General features: G+C 68.3%; 22 protein-coding genes. 5 read left to right on the top strand and 17 right to left on the bottom strand.

Features of this window, described 5'->3' with window-relative positions; all coding sequences use genetic code 11:
* Positions 1–68: 68 nt before the first annotated feature.
* The gene (locus ABIN76_RS13430) at positions 69–818 is read right to left on the bottom strand and encodes an MIP/aquaporin family protein (protein WP_346960188.1); all 750 of its coding nucleotides are present in this window, start codon (positions 816–818) and stop codon (positions 69–71) included.
* Between the two features lie 159 nt (positions 819–977).
* Complete coding sequence (locus ABIN76_RS13425) at positions 978–2,786, bottom strand: glycerol-3-phosphate dehydrogenase/oxidase (RefSeq protein WP_346960187.1); 1,809 nt, start codon at positions 2,784–2,786, stop codon at positions 978–980.
* Positions 2,787–2,911: 125 nt separating this feature from the next.
* Between ABIN76_RS13425 and ABIN76_RS13420 the strand changes: the two genes are divergently transcribed.
* Genes ABIN76_RS13420 through ABIN76_RS13405 form a run of 4 tightly spaced genes read left to right on the top strand, consistent with a single transcriptional unit; the run spans position 2,912 to position 6,816 of the window.
* The gene (locus ABIN76_RS13420) at positions 2,912–3,874 is read left to right on the top strand and encodes a sugar-binding domain-containing protein (protein WP_346960186.1); all 963 of its coding nucleotides are present in this window, start codon (positions 2,912–2,914) and stop codon (positions 3,872–3,874) included.
* Between the two features lie 48 nt (positions 3,875–3,922).
* Positions 3,923–4,792 (top strand): aldo/keto reductase, encoded by an 870-nt coding sequence (locus ABIN76_RS13415; protein ID WP_346960185.1) that lies wholly within the window; start codon positions 3,923–3,925, stop codon positions 4,790–4,792.
* A gap of 12 nt (positions 4,793–4,804) precedes the next feature.
* Complete coding sequence (locus ABIN76_RS13410) at positions 4,805–5,734, top strand: alpha/beta hydrolase (protein WP_346960184.1); 930 nt, start codon at positions 4,805–4,807, stop codon at positions 5,732–5,734.
* Positions 5,731–6,816: a glycosyltransferase family 1 protein gene (locus ABIN76_RS13405; RefSeq protein WP_346960183.1), complete on the top strand. Its 1,086-nt coding sequence runs from the start codon at positions 5,731–5,733 to the stop codon at positions 6,814–6,816. The genes ABIN76_RS13410 and ABIN76_RS13405 overlap by 4 nt, the downstream gene beginning before the upstream one ends.
* Here ABIN76_RS13405 and ABIN76_RS13400 read toward each other — a convergent pair.
* The 13 genes from ABIN76_RS13400 to pyrR all read right to left on the bottom strand — a co-directional run bounded on the left by ABIN76_RS13400 (position 6,813) and on the right by pyrR (position 22,474).
* The gene (locus ABIN76_RS13400) at positions 6,813–8,984 is read right to left on the bottom strand and encodes a primosomal protein N' (protein ID WP_346960182.1); all 2,172 of its coding nucleotides are present in this window, start codon (positions 8,982–8,984) and stop codon (positions 6,813–6,815) included. The genes ABIN76_RS13405 and ABIN76_RS13400 overlap by 4 nt on opposite strands.
* Before the next feature lie 223 nt (positions 8,985–9,207).
* Positions 9,208–10,443, bottom strand: a complete 1,236-nt coding sequence (gene metK / locus ABIN76_RS13395; RefSeq protein WP_346960181.1) for a methionine adenosyltransferase — start codon at positions 10,441–10,443, stop codon at positions 9,208–9,210.
* A gap of 79 nt (positions 10,444–10,522) precedes the next feature.
* Positions 10,523–11,806 carry a bifunctional phosphopantothenoylcysteine decarboxylase/phosphopantothenate synthase gene (locus ABIN76_RS13390; RefSeq protein ID WP_346960180.1) on the bottom strand — a complete coding sequence of 428 codons (1,284 nt, stop codon included), beginning with the start codon at positions 11,804–11,806 and terminating at the stop codon, positions 10,523–10,525.
* Positions 11,807–11,832: 26 nt separating this feature from the next.
* On the bottom strand, positions 11,833–12,096 hold the full coding sequence (gene rpoZ, locus ABIN76_RS13385; RefSeq protein WP_138769242.1) for a DNA-directed RNA polymerase subunit omega: 264 nt from the start codon (positions 12,094–12,096) through the stop codon (positions 11,833–11,835).
* 39 nt (positions 12,097–12,135) lie between these two features.
* The gene (gmk, locus tag ABIN76_RS13380) at positions 12,136–12,708 is read right to left on the bottom strand and encodes a guanylate kinase (protein WP_346960179.1); all 573 of its coding nucleotides are present in this window, start codon (positions 12,706–12,708) and stop codon (positions 12,136–12,138) included.
* Positions 12,709–12,747: 39 nt separating this feature from the next.
* Positions 12,748–13,065 carry an integration host factor, actinobacterial type gene (mihF, locus tag ABIN76_RS13375; RefSeq protein ID WP_346960178.1) on the bottom strand — a complete coding sequence of 106 codons (318 nt, stop codon included), beginning with the start codon at positions 13,063–13,065 and terminating at the stop codon, positions 12,748–12,750.
* A 486-nt stretch (positions 13,066–13,551) separates the two neighbouring features.
* Complete coding sequence (gene pyrF / locus ABIN76_RS13370) at positions 13,552–14,418, bottom strand: orotidine-5'-phosphate decarboxylase (protein WP_346960177.1); 867 nt, start codon at positions 14,416–14,418, stop codon at positions 13,552–13,554.
* Positions 14,411–17,767 (bottom strand): carbamoyl-phosphate synthase large subunit, encoded by a 3,357-nt coding sequence (gene carB, locus ABIN76_RS13365; protein WP_346960176.1) that lies wholly within the window; start codon positions 17,765–17,767, stop codon positions 14,411–14,413. Before carB ends, pyrF begins: the two co-directional genes overlap by 8 nt.
* Positions 17,767–18,978 (bottom strand): glutamine-hydrolyzing carbamoyl-phosphate synthase small subunit, encoded by a 1,212-nt coding sequence (gene carA / locus ABIN76_RS13360; RefSeq protein ID WP_346960175.1) that lies wholly within the window; start codon positions 18,976–18,978, stop codon positions 17,767–17,769. Before carA ends, carB begins: the two co-directional genes overlap by 1 nt.
* 4 nt (positions 18,979–18,982) lie before the next feature.
* Complete coding sequence (locus ABIN76_RS13355; protein ID WP_346960174.1) at positions 18,983–19,501, bottom strand: hypothetical protein; 519 nt, start codon at positions 19,499–19,501, stop codon at positions 18,983–18,985.
* Positions 19,501–20,871: a dihydroorotase gene (locus ABIN76_RS13350; protein ID WP_346960173.1), complete on the bottom strand. Its 1,371-nt coding sequence runs from the start codon at positions 20,869–20,871 to the stop codon at positions 19,501–19,503. Before ABIN76_RS13350 ends, ABIN76_RS13355 begins: the two co-directional genes overlap by 1 nt.
* On the bottom strand, positions 20,871–21,878 hold the full coding sequence (locus ABIN76_RS13345; protein WP_346960172.1) for an aspartate carbamoyltransferase catalytic subunit: 1,008 nt from the start codon (positions 21,876–21,878) through the stop codon (positions 20,871–20,873). Before ABIN76_RS13345 ends, ABIN76_RS13350 begins: the two co-directional genes overlap by 1 nt.
* Positions 21,875–22,474 carry a bifunctional pyr operon transcriptional regulator/uracil phosphoribosyltransferase PyrR gene (gene pyrR, locus ABIN76_RS13340; RefSeq protein WP_346960171.1) on the bottom strand — a complete coding sequence of 200 codons (600 nt, stop codon included), beginning with the start codon at positions 22,472–22,474 and terminating at the stop codon, positions 21,875–21,877. The genes ABIN76_RS13345 and pyrR overlap by 4 nt, the downstream gene beginning before the upstream one ends.
* Before the next feature lie 268 nt (positions 22,475–22,742).
* On the opposite strand from pyrR, the gene ABIN76_RS13335 reads away from it, so the two are divergent.
* On the top strand, positions 22,743–23,927 hold the full coding sequence (locus ABIN76_RS13335; protein WP_346960208.1) for a PrsW family intramembrane metalloprotease: 1,185 nt from the start codon (positions 22,743–22,745) through the stop codon (positions 23,925–23,927).
* Between the two features lie 98 nt (positions 23,928–24,025).
* Here ABIN76_RS13335 and nusB read toward each other — a convergent pair whose 3' ends face one another.
* Positions 24,026–24,436, bottom strand: coding sequence for a transcription antitermination factor NusB (gene nusB, locus ABIN76_RS13330; protein ID WP_175321028.1), 411 nt, complete (start codon positions 24,434–24,436; stop codon positions 24,026–24,028).
* Complete coding sequence (gene efp, locus ABIN76_RS13325) at positions 24,436–24,999, bottom strand: elongation factor P (RefSeq protein ID WP_018773146.1); 564 nt, start codon at positions 24,997–24,999, stop codon at positions 24,436–24,438. Before efp ends, nusB begins: the two co-directional genes overlap by 1 nt.
* Positions 25,000–25,097: the final 98 nt, after the last annotated feature.

Below are 25,097 nucleotides of genomic sequence, written 5' to 3'. Positions count from 1 at the left end.
CTGTTGGGCCTGGCGGTGGAAGTGATGTGGTTCGAACGGGTGTTGTTCAGGGGTTCTCTGTTGCAGGATCAGGCCGCGGCGGTGGCGATGATCGGCACCACGGCCGCGACGATGCCGGCGAGTCCGCCGCCGACCAGCGGACCGACGACCGGGATCCACGAGTAGCTCCAGTCCGAGGACCCCTTGCCCTTGATGGGCAGCAGGGCGTGGGCGATGCGCGGGCCAAGGTCACGTGCGGGGTTGATGGCGTAGCCGGTGGGGCCGCCGAGGGAAACACCGATGCCGACAACCAACAGCGCCACAGCGAGCGGGCCAAGGCCCGAGGGCGTCCCGCCGAAGGTCAGGATGACAAAGACGAGCACGAAGGTGCCGATGATTTCCGTGATCAGGTTCCACGGGGTGGAGCGGATGGCGGGGCCGGTGGAGAATACGCCCAGCTTGCTGGCGGGCTCGGGTTCGACATCGAAGTGCTGCTTGTGGGCCAGCCACATCACGACGGCACCGAGGAAGGCGCCCAGCAGTTCACCGCCGAAGTAGGTAAGGGTGGAGCCGAAGTCGACCGCGACACCGGGGGCGTACTCCTTCTTACCGTTGAGCAGCAGGCCGAAGGTGACGGCCGGATTCAGGTGCGCCCCGGACTTGGCTGCAACGAAGACACCGGCGAAGACGGCAATGCCCCATCCCCAGGTGACCATCAGGAACCCGCCGTTGTTGCCCTTCGTGCCTTTCAGCGCGACGTTGGCCACAACGCCGCAACCCAGCAGGGTCAGCATTGCGGTGCCGAATACTTCGGACAGGAAAACTATTCCAAGAGACATCTTTGACTCCTCTATTTTCTGTTGTCAGCCCTTCGCGAGTTTGAAGGGCCGTTGGGCCGGCAGCGGTTTCGCGCTGCCGGCCGGCCACTGCGGGGTTCCCCTGGGAGGAACCCCGCAGCCCTTGTGTCCGGGAGGTCCAGCCTCCGGACACGCAAGTTGTTAGGCGACCAGGCTGTGCACCTGGACGCCGTGGAACCGGTGGAGCACCTCCTGGGCGTGGTTGATCTCGGCGGTTCGCGTTGCAGCGTCCCAGCCCAGCGGCCCGGACAGGATCTCGGCAACCTCGTTCAGCAGTTCACCGGTGACGAGTCCGCGGAACGCGAGCGAGGTGCGGCGGATCAGCACGTCCACAAGGTGTCCAAGCTGCTCGTTGGCTGCCATGAATTCCAGCTCCCGCACGCTCAGTTCCCGGGTGGAGTGCAGCAGCCGGTCGGGTCCGGCGTCGAGGTAGGCCATCACGTCCACCGCACGGGTGCCGTAGCGGGTCAGCAGGCCCGCGGTGCGGTCCGCGTCGCGGCCGGCCCCCATGTGGGCCTTGATCCAGCGCTGGATGCCGTCCTCGGTGTCCGGGAAGCCGGCGCCCCCGCCGATGGCGAGTTTGGCGGTCGAGACCTTGCGTTCGAGGCCGAGTTCGGCGAGGACGTCGTTGCTGAGGTGTTCGGCGAGTGCCCGGAAGGTGGTCCACTTGCCGCCCACCAGGCTGAGCACGACGGCGCCGCGCTGCCCGTTTGCACCGGCATTCCCCTGCCCGCTGCCGCGGGCGGGGCCGCGGCGTTCGATCCGGTAGTCGCGGCTGACGAAGCCGGGCTGCGTGGCGTCGTGCCGGGGCAGCGGACGGACGCCGGAGAAGGTGTAGACGATCTGCTCGCGGTCCACCGCGACGTCCGGGAAGACGTGTCCGATGAGGTCGAAGAAGTAGTCGATCTCGGCGTCGGTGCAGACGGTGTCCTCGGACAGGTCGGCGTCGACGTCGGTGGTGCCGACCAGCACGCGGTCGCCCATCGGGTAGATCAGCACGATCCTGCCGTCGGTGTGCTCGAAGAAGATCTCCCGGCCCTGGCAGGCCTCGAGCAGCCCGGGGTGGTCCAGCACAATGTGGGAGCCCTTCGTCCCGCCCATGAAGGCCGACTCGGCGCCCATGGCCTGGTTGGTCAGGTCCACCCAGGCACCGGTGGTGTTGACGACGACGTCGGCGCTGAAGTCGAAGACGTCGCCAGTGAGTTCGTCGCGGAGCTGGACCGTGCCGGACTTCCCGTTCCCGGCAGCCCCGCCGCCCATCGACACCAGGGAGAGGTAGTTGGACGCACGGGCACCGTTGCCGCCGGTTTCGCCGGCTTTCTCACCGTCCTGGAGCACGTCCAGGGTGAGCCGTTCCGGGTTGTGGACCGAGGCGTCGAAGTAGGTCGCGGCGTATTTGATGCCCGGGTGCAGCCGGGGCAGTTCGGCCAGCGCGCGCTTGCGGCCGCGGAACTGGTGGCGCGGCACGGTGCCGCCGTCGCGGGAGAAGAAGTCGTACATGCTCAGGCCGAGCTTGATCAGGAAGGCACCGCGTTCAGTGTGCTTGCCCTGCTTGTGGGTCAGGAACCGCAGCGGCGCGGCGAGGATGCCCGAGAACGTGCTGAAGATGGGGATGGTGGTCTGCAGCGGCTTCACGTAGTGCGGCGCGATGCGCAGAAGCCGGTTGCGTTCGACGACCGACTCCTGGACCAGGCGGAATTCGCCGTTTTCCAGGTACCGGATGCCGCCGTGGATCATGTGCGAGGAGGCGCCGCTGGCGCCCTGGCAGAAGTCGCCGCGTTCGACGAGGGCGACGTCGACGCCCTGCAAGGCAAGGTCGCGGAAGGTTCCGACTCCGTTGATACCGCCGCCGATAATAAGCACCTGCGCGTGGGGCCGGTTCCGCAGCTGCTGCACGGAAGTGCGCTGAGTGCTCGACGCCGGGTTGCCCGGTGTTGCCTTGTTTCCCAAAACTGCTCCTTGGGGCTTGGTGCTGTGCGGCGCGCCCACCGGGCCCGCCGCCGTTCAACACTATTCTTTGGACTAATGGAAAATGGAGTCAAGCACTATGCACAAACGTGCAGAACGGATCTGGAATGTCACCAACCCGCCCGTCCGACGCCCTCCGCGCCGCCCAGTTGTATTACCTGCAGGACCTGACGATGGACGCCATCGCCCGGGAGCTCCGCACCTCACGCTCGACCGTCTCCCGGCTGCTCTCGGCTGCCCGCGAATCCGGCCTGGTGCAGATCCAGATCCGCAGCCCGCTGGACACCGGACCCGAGCTCGCCAGCATGATCCGCGCCCAATACAAGGTCGACGTTCACGTCGTTCCGGTCGTGGACACCCTCAATGAGGCGGAGACGCTGGACCGGGTGGCGATGCAGGCGGCGCGCACCATCGGCCCCCTCGTGGACTCGAACGCCATCATCGGGGTGGCGTGGGGTTCCACCCTGAGCGCGGTCAGCCGGCACCTGACCCGGAAGATCACGCACGACAGCATCATCGTCCAGCTCAACGGCGCCGGAAACATGCAGACTACGGGCATTACCTACGCCTCGGACATCATGCGCCGGTTCGGCAGCGCCTATGGCGCCCGGGTGGAACAGTTCCCGGTCCCTGCGTTCTTCGACCACGCCGCGACCAAGAAGGCCATGTGGAATGAACGCAGTGTTCAACGCATCCTGCAGCTGCAGTCCCGGATGAGCATCGCCATTTTCGGGGTGGGATCGGTCGACGCCGACTACCCCAGCCACGTCTACGCCGGCGGCTATCTGGACGAGGACGACCTGAGTGTGCTGGCGGAGTCCGACGTCGTCGGCGACGTGGCCACCGTGTTCTTCCGCGCCGACGGTTCCTCCGACGGCATCACGCTCAATGAACGCTCCACCGGCCCGGATCTGGCACAGCTCCGACAGGTCCGGCGCCGGATCTGCGTGGTCTCCGGCGCGTCCAAGATCAACGGGCTTCGCGGCGCGCTGGCCGCTGGCCTGGCCACCGACCTCATCCTCGACGAAGCCAGCGCGCGGCGTCTGGTCAGTTCCGAGGGCCTGTCCTAACGGCCGGGCGCCACCGCCCGGGACGCCGGAATGGGTAGAGTCGTTGCTATGAGACTCTCCCCCCGGGTGACCCTGAACAACGGTGTGATGATGGACCGCCTCGGGTTCGGGCTCTACAAGGTTCCGCCCGCCGACGCCGCCGGGCTCGTGACGATGGCGCTGGAGGCCGGTTACCGGCACTTCGACACTGCCGCGATGTACGGGAACGAACCGGGCGTGGGACGCGCGATCGGCGCGCTGTCCGCCTTCGACGGCTCCGCTGGCGGCTCCGGCGAGCTGCACCCCGCCCTTGCCCGGCAGGACATCTTCGTGACCACCAAGCTCTGGAATGACGACCAGGGCTACGATGCGACGCTGCGGGCCTTCGACACCTCCATCGCCAAGCTGGGCCTGGAGTACGTGGATCTCTACCTGATCCACTGGCCGTGCGCCCGGCGCGGGCTCTTCCCGGAGAGCTACCGCGCCCTTGAGACGCTGTACCGGGAGGGAAAGGTCCGCGCCATCGGGGTGTCCAACTTCCAGCCCGCCCATCTGGACCGGCTGCTGCAGACCGCGGAGGTAGTGCCCGCGGTCAACCAGATCGAGCTGCATCCCTGGCTGCAGCAGGCCGAACTGCGGTCCATGCACGCCTCACTGGGCATCACCACCGAGGCCTGGAGCCCGTTGGGGCGGGGCCAGGTCCTGCAGGATCCGGTAGTGCTGGAGCTCGCCGCGGCCCACCGCCGCACCGCAGCGCAGGTGATCCTGCGCTGGCACCTGGAACTGGGCAACGTGGTGATCCCCAAGGCCAGCTCGTACGCCCGGATCCGCGAAAACCACGACATCTTCGGGTTCAGCCTCGGCTCCGCGGACCTTGAAGCCCTCACCGGCCTGGACCGGGGGGTCCGCACCGGATCCAACCCCGACGACGTCAACTAGGACCCATAACGAATGGAACACGTGGCCACCGAGCCCTCTCCCCCGTCTCCGCTGCTCAGCGCCGAACTCGACACCCGCAGCAGCGCTTCCGTGGTGGACCTGAACGGCACCCGGATCGCTTACTGGAGCTACGAACCGGTCCGTGAAACCGCCGCGACCCGGACGATCCTCGTGATCCACGGCTTCCGCGGCGACCACCACGGCCTGCTCCGAGTGGTGGACCAATTACCCGAAATGCGCCTCATCATGCCTGACCTCCCGGGATTCGGCGTCTCCGCCGCGTTCCCCGCCGGCCGGCACAGCGTCGGCGGCTACGGCCGCTTCATCAGGGACTTCATGGCGGCCCTCGGACTGGGCCCGGAAACCGTTTTACTGGGGCACTCCTTCGGATCGATCATCGCCAGCCATTTCGTCGCGGACCACCCCGGCGCCGTCGCCGAACTGGTACTGATCAACCCCATCGCCGCGCCGGCGCTGGAAGGGCCCAAAGGGCTCATGACCAAAGCGGCTGTGCTGTACTACGAGGCGGCCGCCCGGCTCCCCCGCGGACTCGGAAACGCGCTGCTGCGCAACCAACTGATCGTCCGGGTGATGAGCGAGACCATGGCCAAGACCAAGGACAAGGCGCTGCGGCGGTTCGTCCACGCCCAGCACAGCGCCTACTTCTCCGCTTTCGCCGACCGTGACAGCCTCCTGGAAGCCTTCAAGGCCTCGGTCAGCAGCAACGTCGCGGAGGTGGCTCCGCGGCTTGCCCTGCCGGTATTGCTCGTCGCCGGCGAGAAAGACGAGATCGCCACCCTCCCCGACCAGCACAAGCTGCTCCCGCTGCTGCCGGACGGAACCCTCGAAGTCATTCCCGGCGTCGGGCACCTCATCCATTACGAAACCCCGGAACCCGCCGCGGGCTTCATCCGCCGCTTCCTGAAGGACCACGCCGCGTGAAAATCCTCATTGACGCCCGCTTCACCAGGCTTGACCACCACGACGGCATCAGCCGCTACGGCGCCAGCCTCATCGCCGCCACCGCCAAGATCGCGGACGTCTCGATGCTGATCAGCGACACCCGCCAGCTGGCCCTGCTGCCGGACGTACCGTACACCCTGATCAACAGCCCGCTCTCACCGGCCGAGTTGTTCGTGGCGGCCAAGGTCAACCCGCTGGGGGCCGACGTCGTGGTGTGCCCGATGCAGACGATGGGCAGCTGGGGCCGGAAGTACGCCCTGGTCCTGACCCTGCACGACCTGATCTACTACGAACACCCGGCACCTCCCGGATTCCTCCCGGCCCCGGTCCGGGTCCTCTGGCGGCTCTACCACAAGGCGTTCTGGCCGCAGCGGGTGCTGCTGAACCGGGCCGACGTCGTCGCGACCATCAGCTCCACCACCGAGGCCCTGATGGCGAAGTACCGCCTGACGAAGCGACCGGTCCGGATTGTCGGGAACGCCCCGCAGCCCGGGCTCACGCCGCGGGACCCGGGTGCCGGCGCCGACAAGACGCTCCTTTACATGGGTTCCTTCATGCCCTACAAGAATGTCGAAACGATGGTCCGGGGTATGGCCGGCCTGCCGGGGATGACCCTGCACCTGCTGAGCCGGATCACGCCCGAACGCCGGGCCGAGCTGGAGGCGCTGGCCCCGGCGGGCGCCAGCATCGTGTTCCACAACGGCGTGACGGACGCCGAGTACGAGGAGTTGCTGGCGCGCACCACCGCCCTGGTCAGCCTTTCCAAGGCGGAGGGCTACGGCCTGCCCCTGGTGGAGGCGATGTCGCACGGCACGCCGGTGATCGCCAGCGACATTCCGATTTTCCGCGAGGTGGGCGGTGACGCGGTCAGCTACGTCGATCCGGACTCCCCGTCCGCGTTTGCCGCCGCGGTACGCGAACTGGAGGAGCCGGAACTCTGGAAGAACCGCTCCAGCCGTTCCGTGCAGCGCGCCGCCGAGTTCAGCTGGGACGCCTCCGCACGCAGGTTGCTGGCCGCCGCCGAGGAGGCCCTGGCGCTGCGCGCGCGCAAGCGCCGCTAGAGCACGTCGACGCCGTCGAGCCGCACCTGCACCGGATCGTCGGTGCGCTTTGCGGCAGCCGCGGCCTTGACCGCACGCATCGCTTTCGTCGCGTCGGTGGCCTGGGCATACGGAATGAACAGCAGCGTCCGGACGTCCTCGCCACCGCGCCGCTCCGCAGCCGAAGCAGACGCCGCCGACACGGCCCCAGCCCCGGCCCCGCCGGCGCCCGGCAACGGCGCAGGTCCCGCCTGCCGCAGCACAATGCCTTGTTTCGCCAGTGCCTGCTCGACGGCCTGGGTAAAGTGCCCGACGGCGGTCCTGCCGCCCGTGACGGACGCGATCCGGACGGCCGGCGGCAGCGACAGCTCCTGCCGCAGGGCAAGCTCGCGGCCGGCGTACCCGGCGGGGTCCCACCGCAGCAGCGCACCGACGCCGGCGGTGTCCTCCGCGGTGATGACGACCACGCCGCCCTCGGCCGCGGGACGGACCAGGGCGGCCGCATTGAACCAGCGCCGCACGGCGTCCTCACCGGCCCGAAGGTTTTCGCGGCGCAGCAGGGTGTCGCCGTCGAGCAGCAGCGCCGCGGCGTACCCGCCCGCTGCCACCGGCTCGGCGCCGACGGTCGCCACGACGAGGGCTTTAGCGTCCGGCACCGTGGCCAGAACCCGGTCACCGGAAGAGGTGACCACCGGCTTGCCCGGAAACGCCCGGCCCAATTCCTCGGCGGTCCGCAGCGCCCCGGTGGCACCCCGCCGAAGCCGGACCCCATCACAGTGCACACAGCGCCAGTCCGGAGCGGCCGCGGAACACCACCGGCAGACCGGCACCGCCGCGCTGCCGGCAGGCCCCGTGATCGCCAGCGGACCGTTGCACGCGGTGCAGCGTGCCGGTTCGCGGCAGCGTTCGCAGGCCAGCGACGGCGCGTACCCGGCGCGCGCCACCTGCACCAGGACCGGGCCCCGCTCGAGGCCCTCCTTCGCCGCCCGCCACGCGGCGCCGGGAAGCCGTGCGATCCGGGCCAGCGGGTCGCGCTCCTGCTCGTAACTGTCCGCGGTGTTGAGCACGCGCGGGACAGTGCGGCGCATCACGGCGCGCTGCGCTTCGACCGGCCGGGCCCAGCCGGACGCCACCAGCCGCTGCGTCTCCGTGCTGCGGCTGTGTCCGGCGAGCAGGCAGGCAGCCCCCTCGTGCGCCGCCCGGAGCAACAGGACCTCACGGGCGTGGGCGTACGGTGAACGCTGCTCGATGTGCAGATCGTCGCCGTCGTCCCAGCACACCACCAGCCCCAGCTTCTGCACCGGCGCGTAAGCGGCGGAGCGGCTGCCGACAGCGACTCCGGCGGCGCCGCTGAGGACCCGCAGGAAGCTGCGGTACCGCGGGGTGGGGCCGTCATCCGAGGTGAGCCGGGCCACGTCCCCGGCCGGCAGGAGCTCCAGCAGGGCCGCCTCTACCCGGTCCAGGTCGCGGTAGTCCGGAACGACGACGACGGCGCCACGGCCGGAGCGGCGGACGGCGGCTACGGCCTCGGCAATCATCCGGGGCCAGCTGCCGGGGCCGAAACCCTGCAACGCGCTCAGCACGGCGCGCGGCGATTCGCCACCGCCCAGGTGCTGCAGGAAAGCCGGGCCGTTGTGATACTCCGCCCAGCCGGACGGAGGGGCAGCAGGCAGCTCTGCCCCGGCGGCGCCGTCGGCGGCGAACTGGGCAGCGTCGAGCCGGCCGGCCGGCGCGAACTCCTTTTCCATTTTCGCCATGCGTGGCGGGACGGCGACGCGCAGGACGTCGCTGACGGTTCCGGCGTAGCGCGCCGCCACCCGCCCGGCCAGTTCGGCCACTTCGGAGGTAAGCACCGGAACCGGCGACACCACCTTGTACAACGGGACCAGCGGGTGGCCGGCGTCGGACGCGGCCGTGCGTTCGAGCAGGAATCCACCGAGTTCCTGGCCGCTGAATTTCACCTTCACCCGCACGCCGGGCCGGGCCGCAGCATCGAGGTCCGCCGGAACGCTGTAGTCGAACGGCCGGTCCAGGTGCGGGAGGGACGACTCCAGCAGCACCCGCGCCACCGGCAACTCCGCGGCAAGCGCCGGCCCGGCGGCGGCCGCGGAGGCGGGGAAGCCGTGCAACAGCGAGAGCTGGAGCGGCTCGTCGGGGGGCACGGCGGCACCGTTACGGACTGGGGTCACGGCGTTCGCCTCCTTCAGCGGCTGGTCGGGTCAAACAAAACAACGGCAGTTCGGCCGGCGGCCGCTTTAAAGCAGCCGACTGAAGCAGTCGCCTTAAAGACTGTAGCCAGGCCGCCGTTCGGCGGCCTGGCTACAGCACATCACAGGGTTGTGACATTCAGAGCTAGGACATTCAAGAGCTGCGACCTTCAGGAGCCAGGGTCTTCAGCGGCAGGGCCGGTTCCTAGGCGTTGAAGAAGGCCTTCAGCTCGTCCACCCGGTCCAGGCGCTCCCAGGTGAAGTCCGGCTCCTCGCGGCCAAAGTGGCCGTGCGCGGCGGTCTTGGCGTAGATCGGGCGCTTGAGGTCAAGCGCGTCGATGATGGCGCGCGGTCGCAGGTCAAAGATCTCGGCGATCGCGTCGCTGATCCGGGCCGGGTCCACGGTCTCAGTGCCGAACGTTTCCACGTAGGTCCCCACGGGACGGGCCTGTCCGATCGCGTAAGCGATCTGGATTTCGGCGCGCTTCGCGAGGCCTGCGGCCACAACGTTCTTCGCCACCCAGCGCATCGCGTAGGCGGCCGAACGGTCCACCTTGGACGGATCCTTGCCCGAGAAGGCGCCGCCGCCGTGCCGGGCCATCCCGCCGTAGGTGTCGACAATGATCTTGCGGCCGGTGAGGCCGGCGTCACCCACCGGGCCGCCGATCACGAAGGCGCCGGCTGGGTTGAGGATGTTCCGTGACCGGGAGGTGTCCAGGTTGGACAGCGCCATGACCGGGTTCACGACGTGCTCGGCGAGGTCGGCGCGGAGCTGGTCGAGGCTGGCGCCTTCGGCGTGCTGGCTGGAGATCACGACGGTCTCGACCGAGACTGGGCGGTCGCCGTCGTAGCCCACGGTGACCTGTGTCTTGCCGTCGGGGCGCAGGTAGCCGAGCTGGCCGGACTTGCGGACCTCGGTGAGGCGCTCGGAGAGCCGGTGCGCCAGCCAGATCGGGACGGGCATGTAGGAGGGGGTTTCGTCGCTGGCGTAGCCGAACATGATGCCCTGGTCGCCGGCGCCCTGGAGGTCGTAGTCATCTTCCTGGCGGCCTTCGCGCGCTTCGAGGGAGTTGAAGACTCCCCCGGCGATGTCGTTGGACTGCTGGCCGATGGAGACGGACACGCCGCAGCGGGCGCCGTCGAAACCGTTCGCGGACGAGTCGTAGCCGATTCCGAGGATGGTCTCGCGGACAATCTGCGGGATTTCGACGTAGGCGTCCGTGGTGACTTCGCCGGCCACGTGGACCAGGCCGGTGGTGGCCAGGGTCTCGACGGCGACGCGGGACTCCGGGTCCTTGGTGAGCAGGGCGTCAAGGATCGAATCGCTGATCTGGTCACAGATCTTGTCGGGGTGTCCTTCGGTCACCGACTCGGACGTGAAAAGCCGGAGCGAGGCGGGCGTGGACCCGTGGAAGTCTGGGATGTGCAGCGGTAAAGTCACTCAACTACCTTACTGGTTGGGAAACGGGCGTCCTGCGGCGTGTGTCCCCCTGCGAAGGAGACCTTGATTACGCCAGCGCTCAAGCGGGCGGAACAACCCGGCTCAACTCGGCGCTGATGCGGTCAATGACGGCAGCCGCGACGTCGGATTTGGAACCCGACGCCTCTTGGGGTTCGGAGCCGGACCGCGCAAGGATGACTACGGAGTTGCTGTCCTGTCCAAAGACCTGGTCCTGTCCCACCTGGTTGACCACCAGCAGGTCGCAGGCCTTGCGGCGCAGCTTGGCCGCGGCGTATTCCAGGACGTCCCCGTCGGCGTCGCCGGTCTCGGCCGCGAAGCCGACAATCAGCTGGTTCCGGGAGGCGGCGTCACGGATTTCGACGAGTTCTCGCAGAATGTCGGGATTGCGGACCAGTGAAATCACCGGGTCGGCGACGTCGTCGCGTTTTTTAATCTTGGTCCCGGACACGTCGGCCGGACGGAAGTCGGCCACGGCGGCGGCCATGATGACGACGTCGGAATCGGCTGCGGCGTGCAGCGCCGCCTTGCGCAGTTCCAGCGCGGTCTCAACCCGGACCACCTCGACGCCGGCGGGCGCCGGTACGTCCATGTGCGCTGCCAGCAGCCGGACCCTGGCGCCGGCCTCACGGGCCGCTTCGGCCAGCGCCACGCCCTGCTTGCCGGAGGACCGGTTGCCCAGGAAACGGACCGGGTCCAGGGGTTCGCGGGTGCCGCCGGCGCTGATGGTCACGGTGAGGCCGGCCAGCGGCCGGTGCGCGGCCGCAGCCGGAAGTTCCGCGTCCGACGCCGGCAGGTCGGGGGTGTTGGGCACCGCGGGGGCGCCGGCCAAGGCCAGCGCGGCGGCAAAAATAGCCTCGGGTTCGGGCAGCCGGCCCGGACCGGAGTCCGCACCGGTCAAGCGGCCGGTGGCAGGTTCGAGCACGGTGACGCCGCGGCTGCGCAACGTTTCCACGTTGGCCTGGGTTGCCGGGTGGCGCCACATTTCCGTGTGCATCGCCGGGGCCATCAGCACCGGGCCGCCTGCCATCAGCAGCGTGTTGGTCAGCAGATCGTTGGCCTGGCCGGTGGCGGCACGGGCCAGCAGGTCCGCCGTGGCCGGGGCCACTACGATCAGTTCCGCCTCGTGGCCGAGCCGGACGTGGTTGACAGTGTGCACCTCATCGAAAACGCTGTTGCTCACCGGGTGCCCGGAGAGGGCCTCCCAGGTGGCCACGCCGACGAACCGGGTGGCGGCCTCGGTGGGAATGACGGTGACGTCATGGCCGGCTTCAGTAAAAAGCCGGAGGAGTGATGCCACCTTGTAGGCGGCAATCCCTCCCCCGACTCCGAGGACTATGCGCACGTGACCTCCGTCAGGCAGCAGAGTTATTACTCTGCGGCGGCTTCGATCGGCGTGGAAACGAGCTTGCCTTCATTGATTTCGCGCAGGGCGATGGAAAGCGACTTTTCGTTCAGCTTGGTATCAACCAGTGGGCCGACGTACTCGAACAGGCCCTCGTGCAGCTGGGCGTAGTAAGCGTTGATCTGCCGGGCGCGCTTGGCACCGAAAATTACCAGTCCGTACTTCGAATCGGCAGCCTTCAGCAGCTCGTCGATCGGCGGGTTGATGATGCCTTCAAGGTTCGTGGACACGAATTCTCCAAATTCTAACGGGCCAGTCCGACCCTGCGGTTAGTGCGGGTGCGGCGTTAGCCCCATGAGTGAAACAAGCTCATCCGCTGCCCGACGTACGTCATCATTGATGACCGTGTGATCGAACTCCGGTTCAGCGGCTAGTTCTACTTTACCGGTTTCCAGCCGCCGCTGCTGTTCCTCGGCGGATTCCGTGCCGCGGCCCACCAGGCGGCGGACCAATTCTTCCCAGCTTGGCGGGGCGAGGAAGACGAACTGCGCGTCCGGAACGGCTTGTTTCACCTGGCGTGCGCCTTGCAGGTCAATTTCCAAAAGCACCGAGCGGCCCTCGGCAATGGCTGCATCCACTGTGCTCTTAAGGGTGCCGTACGTATTCTGCCCGTGCACCACGGCCCATTCCAACAGTTCCCCTGCTGCGATGAGGGCTTCAAACTCTTCCTTGGATTTGAAGTAGTAGTGCACCCCATCGATCTCACCAGGCCGCGGCGGGCGGGTGGTGGCCGATACCGAAAGCCAGACTTCGGGATAGTTGTCCCGAATATAGGTGGACACGGTGCCTTTGCCGACAGCCGTCGGACCGGCGAGGACTGTCAGTCCGGGTTTCTTGCTCACGTATTCCTTTGGGCGGTGGTGGAAGCTCGGCGGGCCAAGCTATTTCTTGTCTATAAAATCTACCAGCGCCCGGCGCTGGTGGATTCCCAGTCCCCGCACCCGCCGGGACGCGGCAATACCAAGCCGCTCCATGATGGCCGCGGCCCGCACGTGCCCGATCCCCGGCAGCGCCTCCAACAGCTCGACCACCCGCATCCGGGCGATCGCCTCGTCCCTCTCCCCAGCGCTGAGCAGCTCCGCGATGGTCAGCTGCCCCGACTTCAGCTTCTCCTTGGCCCCCGCCCTGGCCACCCGGGCCGCGGCGGCCTTGTGCAGGGCGTCGGCACGCTCCTGCGGCGTGAGGGGTCGCAAGCTCACTGAGGTCCTCCCTGCATTGTCAGCCGAGACCACGCAAACGGCCTGGTCAGACGTGACCGTGAGACGGGCCGCACACAGCACCCCGGCTGGTACCGCGGACTTGTCCTGAACTTACAGTCTGAAGTCGGCGGAAAGCAATGGATCGCCTCCGGCGCAAAACCTAATGCTGACGCTTTTTTGGCCAAGCGGTGGACATGGGGTTGCGGGGCGGCCCCAGGGCGGCGGTCGTCTGGCTGCGGGGCGAATTGGCGGTGTGGCACCGGCCGTTTGCCACAAATGGCCGGAATGCCAAGTCCATAGCGGCCTTCTGCGACCAATCGGCAGAGCTAAGGCAACGGGCCAGCCCCTACGCGGCGCCATCCGTTTGCCAGAGATGGCCGCAATACCCGGTCCGTAGCGGCCTTCTCTGACCAAACGACGCGGCAAACCCGCAATGCCGGCCCACAAGCGCCTTTCCGCCGAGGCGGATGGCCAAGGCCGGATCACCTAGGCCGCGCGGAGTTCGTCCAACGTGCGCCGGGCGGCGTCGCGCAGGGCGGCCGGCTGCGGACCGGCTGCCAGGATGTCCCGGCTCGAGGTGCCCAGAACCTGGCTGTAGGCGCGGCCAAAGGTGCGCCGCAGGTCCGCAGCCGTCGCTCCCTGGGCGCCCAGGCCCGGGGCGAGGATCGGGCCGCGGACCGCCGCGAGGTCCAGGTCCAGGTCGGTCAGCGCGGTGCCGACAGTGGCGCCGACGACGAGCCCGACGGAGCCGAGGTCCCCGGCATACCGTGCGTTCTCCGCGGCGGCGGCCCGGACAATCCGCCGGGCTACGGAGTCCGCTCCCCCGACGTGCTGCACGGAGGCTCCCTCGGGGTTGGAGGTGAGGGCCAGGACGAAGACGCCGCGGCCGGACTGCGCCGCGAGGTCCAGGGCAGGCCGGAGCGACTCGAAGCCCAGGTACGGGCTCAGCGTCACCGAGTCAGCGGCCAGCGCCGAGCCGTCGCGCAGCCAGGCGTCGGCGTAGGCGGCCATGGTGGAGCCGATGTCGCCGCGCTTGGCGTCGGCGATGCTGAGCACGCCGGCCTCCGCGGATGCGGCGAGGGTGCGTTCCAGCACGGCCATCCCGGCCGAACCGTGGCGCTCATAGAGCGCCACCTGCGGCTTCACCGCGGCAGCGAGCGACGCCACGGCCTCCAGCACGGTGAGCGAGAAGCGCTCCAGACCGGCGACGTCGTCGTCCAGGCCCCAGCGCTGCAGCAGCGACGGGTGCGGGTCGATGCCGACGCAGAGCGGGCCGCGCTCCGCCATGGCGCGGCCCAGCCGGGAGCCGAATGACTCCCGGCCGGGCGTATCAGCGGCGGCAGCCTCAGGCATGCTGGGACACCGCACTCGCGGCGGCAGCCTGCGTGGCGCGCTCCTGGGCGACGCGCTGCTGCGACTCCGCGAGGGCCGCGGCGTGCTCCTGCAGGCTGGTGACGGACCACTCGTAGGTCCGCATCGCCTCGATGGCCTGGACCGCGGCGTTGAACTCGGCCACCGTGGTGATGCACGGAATGCCGATCGACGTGGCGGCGGCGCGGATCTCGTAGCCGTCACCGCGGGCCTCCCCGCCGGACGGGGTGTTGAAGACCATGTCGATTTCGCCGGCGACGATCAGGTCCGCAATGGTGCCTTCGCCCTCGGCGCTGGAGCCCTCGGCGACCTTGCGGACCGTGGTGGCCTGCAGCCCGTTGCGGCGCAGCACGTCGGCGGTGCCGCCGGTGGAGACGATCTCGAAGCCGAGGTCTGAGAGGCGCTTGACGGCCATGATGACCGCGCGCTTGTCCCGGTTGGCGACGGAGACGAACACCTTGCCCTCGGTAGGCAGCGCGTTGTTGGCCGCGGCCTGGCTCTTGGCGAACGCCGTGTCGAAGTGCTTGTCGATGCCCATCACCTCGCCGGTGGAGCGCATTTCCGGGCCCAGCAGGGAGTCCACAACCTTGCCCTCCAGGGTGCGGAAGCGGCTGAACGGCAGCACCGCTTCCTTGACCGCCACCGGGGCATCCAGCGGCAGCGTGGAACCGTCGCCCGACTCGGGCAGCATCTTGTAGGCGGTGCGCAGCTGGTTGATGGTGACTCCGGTGCCGATCAGGGCCGCGGCCTTGGCCATCTGCACGCCGGTCGCCTTGGAGACGAACGGCACGGTGCGGGAAGCGCGGGGGTTGGCTTCGAGGACGTAGAGCACGTCGGAGGCGAGGGCGAACTGGATGTTGATCAGGCCGCGGACGCCGACGCCTTCGGCGATGGCCCGCGTGGCGGTCCGGACCCGGTCGATCACGTTGTTGCCCAGCGTGATGGGCGGCAGCACGCAGGCGGAGTCGCCGGAGTGGATGCCGGCTTCCTCGATGTGCTCCATGATGCCGCCGAGGTACATGTCCTTGCCGTCGAAGAGGGCGTCGACGTCGATCTCGACGGCGTCCTCGAGGAAGCGGTCGATCAGCACCGGGTGGTCCGGGGTGATTTCGGTGGCGTTGGCGATGTAGCGGGAGAGGTTCGGCTCGTCGTAGACGATTTCCATGCCGCGCCCGCCGAGCACGTAGGAGGGGCGGACCAGGACCGGGTAGCCGATCTCGTCCGCGATCTTCTTCGCGTCCTCAAAGGAGACGGCGGTGCCGTTCTTCGGGGAGATCAGCCCGGCCTCGTCGAGCACCCGGGAGAAGGCGCCGCGGTGCTCGGCCAGGTCGATGGCCTCCGGGGAGGTCCCAAGGATCGGCACGCCGGCGTCGGCGAGCTGCTGGGCGAGCTTGAGCGGGGTCTGGCCGCCGAGCTGGACGAACACACCCATTACCCCGCCGGTGCGCTCCTCGGCGGCGATGACCTCGAGGACGTCCTCGAGGGTGAGCGGTTCGAAGTAGAGCCGGGTGGAGACGTCGTAGTCGGTGGAGACGGTCTCCGGGTTGCAGTTGACCATCACAGTCTCGTAGCCGGCCTTGCGCAGCGCCATCGAGGCGTGCACGCAGGAGTAGTCGAACTCGATGCCCTGGCCGATCCGGTTCGGCCCAGAGCCGAGGATGATGATGGACGGCTTGGCGTGCAGCGCCACCTCGTCCTCCTCGTCATAGGAGGAGTAGTGGTACGGCGTGTACGCGGCAAATTCGGCGGCGCAGGTGTCCACCGTCTTGTAGACCGGGCGGATGCCGAGGGCCTGCCGGACGCCGCGGACGACGTCCTCGGAGTTGTGCGTCAGCGCGCCGATCTGCGCGTCGGAGAAGCCGTGCCGCTTGGCCCGCTGCAGCATCTCCTGGGTCAGGGCGGTGGAGTGCCGGATTTCCTGCGAGATCTCGTTCAGGAGCTGGAGCTGGTCCAGGTACCAGGGGTCGATCTTGGTGGCCTCGAACAGCTGCTCCACGGTGGCGCCGCCGAGCAGCGCGCGCTGGACCTGGTGCAGGCGTTCGGTGCTGGGGCGCTTGGCCTTCTCGATCAGTTCGGCGACTTCCCATTCCGGGACCGGACCGAAGTCCAGCTGGGAACCCTTCTGTTCCAGGGACCGCAGCGCCTTCTGCAGCGCCTCGGTGAAGTTCCGGCCCATGGCCATGGCCTCGCCCACCGACTTCATGGTTGTGGTCAGGGTGGAGTCCGCGGCGGGGAACTTCTCGAAGGCGAAGCGCGGGACCTTGACGACGACGTAGTCCAGAGTCGGCTCGAAGGAGGCCGGCGTCTTCTCCGTGATGTCGTTCGGGATCTCGTCCAGGGTGTAGCCGAGCGAGAGCTTGGTGGCGATTTTGGCGATCGCGAAGCCGGTGGCCTTGGACGCCAGGGCCGAGGAGCGGGAGACGCGGGGGTTCATCTCGATCACCACCACACGGCCGGTGTCCGGCTCCACGGCGAACTGGATGTTGCAGCCGCCGGTGTCGACGCCGACTTCGCGGATGACGGCGATCGAGATGTCCCGCAGCCGCTGGTACTCGCGGTCCGTCAGGGTCAGGGCCGGGGCGACGGTGATGGAGTCGCCGGTGTGCACGCCCACCGGGTCGAAGTTCTCGATGGAGCAGACCACCACGACGTTGTCGTTTTTGTCCCGCATCATTTCGAGTTCGTATTCTTTCCAGCCGAGGATGCTCTCTTCGAGCAGCACCTCGGACGTGGGGCTGTACTGCAGGCCCTGGCCGACGATCCGGCGCAGGTCATTCTCGTTGTAGGCCAGGCCGGAGCCGAGTCCGCCCATGGTGAAGGAGGGCCGGACCACCATCGGGTAGCCCAGGTCCTGGGCGGCGGTGAGGGCCTCGTCCATGGTGTGGATGATGTGGCTGCGCGCGGATTCGGCGCCGCACCGCTCCACGACGCCCTTGAACTTCTCGCGGTCCTCGCCGAGCTCGATCGCGGCGATATTGGCGCCGATCAGTTCCACGTTGTACTTCTCCAGCACACCGTTCTTGTCCAGCGCGATGGCGGTGTTGAGCGCCGTCTGGCCGCCCAGGGTGGGCAGGATCGCGTCGGGGCGTTCCTTGGCGATGATCTTCTCGACGACCTCGGGGGTGATCGGTTCGATGTAGGTGGCGTCGGCGAACTCCGGGTCGGTCATGATGGTGGCCGGGTTGGAGTTGACGAGGATGACGCGCAGGCCTTCGTCCTTGAGGACGCGCAGTGCCTGGGTGCCGGAGTAGTCGAATTCGGCCGCCTGGCCGATCACGATCGGGCCGGAACCGATGACCAGGACGCTCTTAAGGTCAGTTCTCTTGGGCATTACTTCTTGTCCTCAGTCTTGGAGTCGGTGGCAGTCTTGGTGTCAGCGTTCTTGGTGTCCGCCATCAGTTCGATGAAGCGGTCGAAGAGGTACGCGGCGTCGTGCGGGCCGGAGGCCGCTTCCGGGTGGTACTGCACCGAGAAGGCGGGAATGTCGAGGCAGGACAGGCCCTCGACGACGTCGTCGTTGAGGCTGATGTGGCTGACCTCGACGCGGCCGAAGCGCTCTTCCGGGGCCTGGCTGGCGCCTTCGAGCGGGGCGTCGACGGCGAAGCCGTGGTTTTGCGAGGTGATTTCGACCTTGCCGGTGCGGCGGTCCATGACGGGCTGGTTGATGCCGCGGTGGCCGTAGCGGAGCTTGTAGGTGCCGAAGCCGAGGGCGCGGCCCAGGATCTGGTTGCCGAAGCAGATGCCGAAGTAGGGCAGCTTGGCGTCCAGCACGGAGCGCAGCAGGTTCACCTGGCTGTCGGCGGTGGCGGGGTCGCCGGGGCCGTTGGACATGAACACGCCGTCCGGGTTGACGGCCTTGATGTCCTCGAGGGTGGCGGTGGCGGGCAGCACGTGGACTCGGACGCCGCGTTCGGCGAAGCGGATCGGGGTCATCCGCTTGATGCCAAGGTCGATGGCGGCGATGCTGAAGCGCGGCTCGCCGTCCCAGCCCCAGTCGGCGGGCTCGACCGTGTACGCCGTCTCGACGCTGACTTCCTCGGCGAGCCGGGAGCCCTCCATCGGTGCGCTGGCCAGCACGGCGTCAACGAGTTCCTTGTCCGTGGCGCCGGCGGCGTCGCCGGAGAAGATCCCGGCGCGCATGGTTTTGTGCTCGCGGAGGTGCCGGGTGATGGCGCGGGTGTCGACGCCTTGGATTCCGACGATGCCCTGGTCGGTCAGTTCCTCGTCCAGGGTCCGTTCCGAGCGCCAGTTGGATGCGCGGCGGGCGGCGTCGCGGACGATGTAGCCGGCCACCCAGATCCGGCGGGACTCGGCGTCGTCCTTGTTCACGCCGGTGTTGCCGATGTGCGGCGCGGTCTGAACCACGAGCTGCCGGGCGTAGGACGGGTCGGTGATGGTTTCCTGGTAGCCGGTCATGCCGGTCGCAAAGACTGCTTCGCCGAGGGCTGTGCCGGTGGCGCCGTAGCTGCGGCCGCGGAAGATCCGGCCGTCCTCGAGCACGAGCACGGCGGGGGTGGAGGCTGTCAGTTGGGGGTCAGTCACGTTGTTACTTTCCACTATCGGCTTCTGCCTGAGGGGCTGCGGAGATCAAATCGTTGAGGGTGGACAGGAGCAGGGCCTTGTCCCCGGCACGGCGGGTGCGGAAGCCGGTGTCTAGCTCCTTGGCGCCGAGCATCCAGCTGAGCACCAGGAGTCCGTCCTTTTCGACGAACTTCCCGGCCATGCCGCTTTCCTGCCGGACGCCGGTGAGGCTGGCGGCCGGGATAAACACGGGTGCGGCGCCGGAGCGGTCAAACAGCACGCCTTCGGGGTGGACGCTGAGTTCGGCGTTGGTGCGCAGGCCCAGTTGGTGGACGGCGATCCGGTCCAGCCAGTCCCCGGCGGTGGTGGAGGCGACGTACTGGCCGTCTGCGGCGGCCAGCGGTCCCCCGAGTTCTGCGGGGACGGCCGGGAGCGGCTCGACACCGGCCTGCCGGCGCAGCCGGTTGCGCCAGCCGATCCAGATCAGGACCAGCGCGACCCCAATCAGGACCAGCGTCAACAGCAGGGAGAGTTCCTTGACCATCAGGGCCGGACCGCCGCAGCCGTATCGGGGGCATCGGGGAGCCACCGGTACGGGGTGTTGAGTTCCCCGTTCAGGACGGTCGGGTGACCCTTGAAGAAGGTGGCCACCACCTTGCCCGGGAGTTCCCGGCCGGCAAACGGAGAGTTACGGCCCATGGTTGCCATCTTAGAAGGATCCACTCTCCAGCGTGCAGCCGGGTCCACGAGTGTGACGTTGGCGGGTTCGCCGGCCTCGAGCGGCCGGCCCTGGTCCGCCAACCGGCCGATCGCGGCGGGCGTGGTGGAGGTAACGCGGGCAAAGTCGGCCCAGTCCATCAGGCCGGTTTCGATCATGGTGTGCTGCACCACCGACAGGGCCGTTTCCAGACCGGTCATGCCCATGGCCGCCTGCGCCCACTCGCATTCCTTGTGTTCGCTGGGGTGCGGGGCGTGGTCGGTTCCGACGACGTCGATCGTGCCGTCCGCCAGCGCGGCGCGCAGGGCCTGGACGTCCTCGTCGGTGCGCAGCGGCGGGTTGACCTTGTAGACCGGGTCGTAGCTGCGGACCAGCTCGTCGGTCAGCCAGAGGTGGTGCGGCGTGACCTCGGCGGTGACGTTGATACCGCGGGACTTGGCCCAGCGCACGATCTCAACGGAGCCCGCGGTGGACACGTGGCAGACGTGCAGCCGGGATCCGACGTGCTGGGCGAGCAGCACGTCGCGGGCAATGATGCTTTCCTCGGCGACGGCCGGCCAGCCGGCGAGGCCGAGCACGGCGGAGACCTCTCCCTCGTTCATCTGCGCGCCGGCGGTGAGCCGGGGTTCCTGCGCGTGCTGGGCGACGACGCCGTCGAACGCCTTGACGTATTCCAGGGCACGGCGCATCAGCACGGGGTCGCTGACGCAGACGCCGTCGTCGGAAAAGACCCGGACCCGGGCGCGGGAGTCCGCCATGGCGCCGAGTTCGGCGAGCTGCTCCCCGGCCAGGCCGACGGTGACGGCGCCGACCGGACGCACGTCCACCCAACCGGCCGTGCGGCCCAGGCTGAAGACCTGTTCGACGACGCCGGCGGTGTCCGCGACGGGGGTGCTGTTGGCCATCGCGTGCACGGCGGTGTAACCGCCCAGGGCCGCGGCGCGGGTGCCGGTCTCGACGGTTTCGGCGTCCTCGCGGCCGGGCTCGCGCAGGTGGGTGTGGATATCGACCATGCCGGGCAGGGCGACGAGGCCGGCCGCGTCGATGACCGTTGCGTCCCCGGCGTCGAGGTCCTGCCCGCGTTCGGCGATGACGCCGTCGCGGATCAGCAGGTCTTCAGCGGGTCCGCCGAGGATCGCGGCGCCCCGGATGAGGTAGGCGCCGGCGCTGCCTGTGTCCTGTTGTTGTGATGCCATCAGTGGCTCTCCTTGGAGTAGGCGGCGGTGGAGGTTGCTGGTTCGCGGGTGTCTCCGGAGAGCAGCAGGTAGAGGGCGGCCATCCGGACGGATACGCCGTTGCGCACCTGTGCGAGCACGGTGGAGCGGGGCGAGTCGGCGGCGGCCGAGGAAATTTCCAGCCCGCGGTTCATCGGGCCCGGGTGCATGATGATGGTGTCCTTCAGGCCCAGGCTGTCGAGGGCGCGGAGGCGGTTGTCGTCGAAGCCCCAACGGCGTGAGTATTCGCGGGTGGTCGGGAAGAACGAGGCGTTCATCCGCTCGCCCTGCACGCGGAGCATCATCATCGCGTCGACGCCCCGGGCCAGGGTCTCGTCAAGGTCGTAACTGACCGTGCAGGGCCAGGCCTCGACGCCAATCGGCAGCAGCGTAGGCGGCGCCACGAGGGTGACTTCCGCCCCGAGGGTGCGCAGCAGCCAGACGTTGGAGCGGGCCACCCGGGAGTGCAGCACGTCGCCGGCGATCGCGACGCGCATGCCCCGCAGGTCCGCCCCGGCGGAGGGCGTGCCGGCGAGCTGTGACCAGTGCCGGCGCATCGTGAACGCGTCCAGCAGCGCCTGGGTGGGGTGTTCGTGGGTGCCGTCGCCGGCGTTGATGACGGCGGCGTCGATCCAGTCGGTCGCCGCCAGCCGGTGCGGGGCGCCGGAGGCCCAGTGCCGGATGACGACGGCGTCGGCGCCCATGGCGGCAAGCGTCTGGGCGGTGTCCTTGAGGGATTCGCCCTTGGAGACGGAGGAACCTTTCGCGGCAAAGTTGATCACGTCCGCGGAGAGCCGCTTGGCGGCCGCCTCGAAGGAGATGCGGGTGCGGGTGGAGTCCTCGAAGAAGAGGTTGACCACGGTGCGGCCGCGCAGTGCCGGGAGCTTCTTGACCTCGCGCTCCCCCACCGCGGCCATCTCTTCGGCGGTGTCGAGGATGCGGATGGCGTTGGCGTAGCTGAGGTCCTCGGTGGAGAGCAGGTGCTTCATGCGGTGGCCTCGATGACGACTTCGTTCACGGCTTCGCCGCCGGCGGAATCGGTTTCCTCGAGCCGGACGCGGACTTTCTCCGCGGAGGAGGTGGGGAGGTTCTTGCCGACATGGTCCGCGCGGATGGGCAGCTCCCGGTGGCCCCGATCGATCAGGACGGCCAGCCGGACGATCCGGGGGCGGCCCAAGTCAATGATCGCGTCCAGCGCGGCGCGGATGGTGCGGCCGGAGTAGAGCACGTCGTCAATGAGCACCACTACTTTGTTGTCGATCCCGCTGCGGGGTAACTGGGTGGGATACGGCGGCCTGGTCGGCTGGTGCGAAAGGTCGTCGCGGAACATGGTCACATCCAGCTGGCCGACAATAGCGGCAGGGTCCACGCCGGGGTCGGCGGCGGCGATCTTCGCGGCGAGCCGGACGGCGAGCGGGTAGCCCCGCCGCGGGATGCCCAGCAGGACCAGGTCCTGGGAGCCCTTGTTGGACTCGAGAATCTCATGGGCGATACGAGTGAGTGCACGGTCGATGTCAGCCTGGTTGAGGACAACCCTGCTGAGTTGGACCTTGGCCGGAACCGGTGCTTCTGGAACAGAAGTCAACGCTCGTCTCCCCTTTCCCCGCCTCACGGGACGGAATTAAAAAAGGATCATTTGCCCTTTCAAATTACCACACGGGCCGCCGCCGCCCCGCCCCGGGAAAGGCGGTGTGCGTCACACGGCGGCCCTGCCCGGTGGGTCCATATTCGGCTGCCCGGCGCCTTCAGCTTAGGCTCGTGGCATGACGAGCTTTGATCCTCCGCCGGACGCCCGCACCCCGGGCCGGCAGCCGCCGGCCGGCCAGACACCGCAGCAGGCCAACCCCAGCTGGATGGGACAGGTCCGGCCGCAGGACTACCGGCCGGCTCCCGGCTACGGGACCGGACCCGGGACGGTGCATGGCGGGGCGTACCGGGCCGCGTACACGGCGGTGCCGCCGCCGCGGGCCTCGGCGGGTATGACGGCGCTGGTGCTGGGCGGCGGGGTGCTCGCCTTTGTGAGTCTGTTCCTGGTGCTCCCGTTCTTGCTGGAAAATACCGGGCCGGGCGGGTTCGTCGTGGGCTTCATCGCCTCGCTGCTGCCGCTTGGCTCGGTCCTGCTGGCGGTCCGCTACATCGACCGCTGGGAGCCCGAACCGAAGCGGCTGCTGCTTTTCGCGTTCGCCTGGGGCGCGCTGGTGTCGATTTCGGTGACGATGCTCATCCAGCCGTTCTTTTCGCTCGCCGCAGGTCCGGCGTCGGGGCTGGATTACCGGACGTTCGCGGTCACGGTCCAGGCGCCGGTGGTGGAGGAATTCGCCAAGTCGCTGGGCCTGCTGCTGCTGCTGCTTTTCGCCCGCAGGCAGTTCGACGGTCCGGTCGACGGAGTCGTTTTCGCGTTCACGATTGCCGGCGGTTTCGCTTTCACCGAGAACATCCTGTACTTCGGCCGGGCGATCGCCGAGTCCAGCACCCCGGGCACGGACCTGGCCGTGGTGTTCTTCCTGCGCGGGGTGATGTCCCCGTTCGCGCATGCCATTTTCACCGGGACAACCGGGCTCATCCTGGGTTTCGCGGCGCGCCGCTGGCACTCCGGCCTGACGCTCCTGGCATTCCCGGTGGGCCTGGTCCCCGCCATGGCCCTGCACAGCGGCTGGAACTCGATGGGCCAGGATTTCCTGGCGCAGTACATCCTGGTCCAGGTGCCGCTCTTCCTGCTCGCCGTCCTCGTGGTGGTGCTCCTGCGCGTCGCGGAACGCCGGCTGACCCGGCAGCGGCTGCAGGAGTACGCAGCTGCCGGCTGGTTCACTGGCCAGGAGGTGGCCATGCTGGCGACCCCCGCCGGGCGCCGCTCGGCCCTGCGCTGGGCCAGGTCGATCGGACGGGGTCCGCAGATGCGGGCATTCCTGCACGCCGCCACCCGGCTGGCTTTCACCCGGCAGCGGATCCTCAGCGGCCGGGACGTGCCGGCGCACCAACTCGACGAGCAGCGGCAGCTCGCTGAGATTGTTGCGCTGCGCGACGCCGTGCTGCGCTGACCCCCGGGCGTGGGCCGCAGTGCAGCGACAACAAGGGCCGGTGTCCGCCTCGCGGCGGGCACCGGCCCTTGTGGTTGTTGTCCCGGCTCGCCCGGTTGTCAGGCCAGCAGCGACGGCTTCAGTTGCTGCAGCCGGCCCAGCAGGCCGTTGATGAACGACGGCGACTCGTCCGTGGAGAGCGTCTTGGCCAGGGCGACGGCCTCGCTCACGGCGACGCCGTCGGGGACGTCGTCGTTGTAGAGCAGTTCCCAGGTGCCGATCCGCAGGATGATGCGGTCCACGGAGGGCATCCGCTCCAGCGACCAGCCCTGCGAGTAGGTTTCGAGGAATTCGTCGATCGCGGCCTGGTGGGAGACGACCCCCTCGACGATTTCCAGGGTGTACGGGTTGATGATCTGATCCGTCTGTTCACGACGGGAACGCAGCACATCGAATGCGGAGGTGGAGCGTTGCTCCGCCTCGAAGAGAACATCCAGGGCCCGGTTACGGGCCTTACCGCGTGCGCTCACTAGTCGTTGACCCGGCCAAGGTAGCTGCCGTCGCGGGTGTCGACCTTGACCTTGGTGTTGTTCTCGACGAACAGCGGCACCTGGATTTCGTAGCCGGTCTCAAGGGTGGCCGGCTTGGTGCCCGCGGAGGAGCGGTCGCCCTGCAGGCCCGGCTCGGTGTAGGTGATTTCCAGCACGACGCTCGGCGGCAGTTCGATGTAGAGCGGGTTGCCTTCGTGGATGGCGATATTAACCATCTGGTTTTCGAGCATGAAGTTGGTGGCGTCGCCGACGGTGGCGGCGGACACGGTCAGCTGGTCGAAGTCCGAGGTGTCCATGAACACGAAGTCGGCGCCGTCCTGGTACAGGTACTGGTAGTCGCGGCGGTCAACCGTGGCGGTCTCGATCTTGAGTCCGGCGTTGAAGGTCTTGTCGACGACCTTGCCGGACATCACGTTGCGCATCTTGGTGCGGACGAACGCGCCGCCCTTGCCGGGCTTGACGTGCTGGAACTCGATGATGTTCCAAAGCTGGCCCTCAAGCTTCAGCACGGTTCCGTTCTTGATGTCGTTAGTGGTTGCCACAATATCCTCAGGTTTCTCAAGTTGACTGGTACTAGCCGCCAGCCGCTTATGCCAGGCAGGCATGCCGATCCGGCCCGCCAGCGCGTATTTATCAAAAA

This window comes from uncultured Arthrobacter sp., assembly GCF_964021775.1.
In the GTDB taxonomy this organism is placed as follows: domain Bacteria; phylum Actinomycetota; class Actinomycetes; order Actinomycetales; family Micrococcaceae; genus Arthrobacter.
The sequence above is the reverse complement of the archived record's forward strand: the minus strand, read 5'-3'. Positions and strand labels throughout refer to the sequence as shown.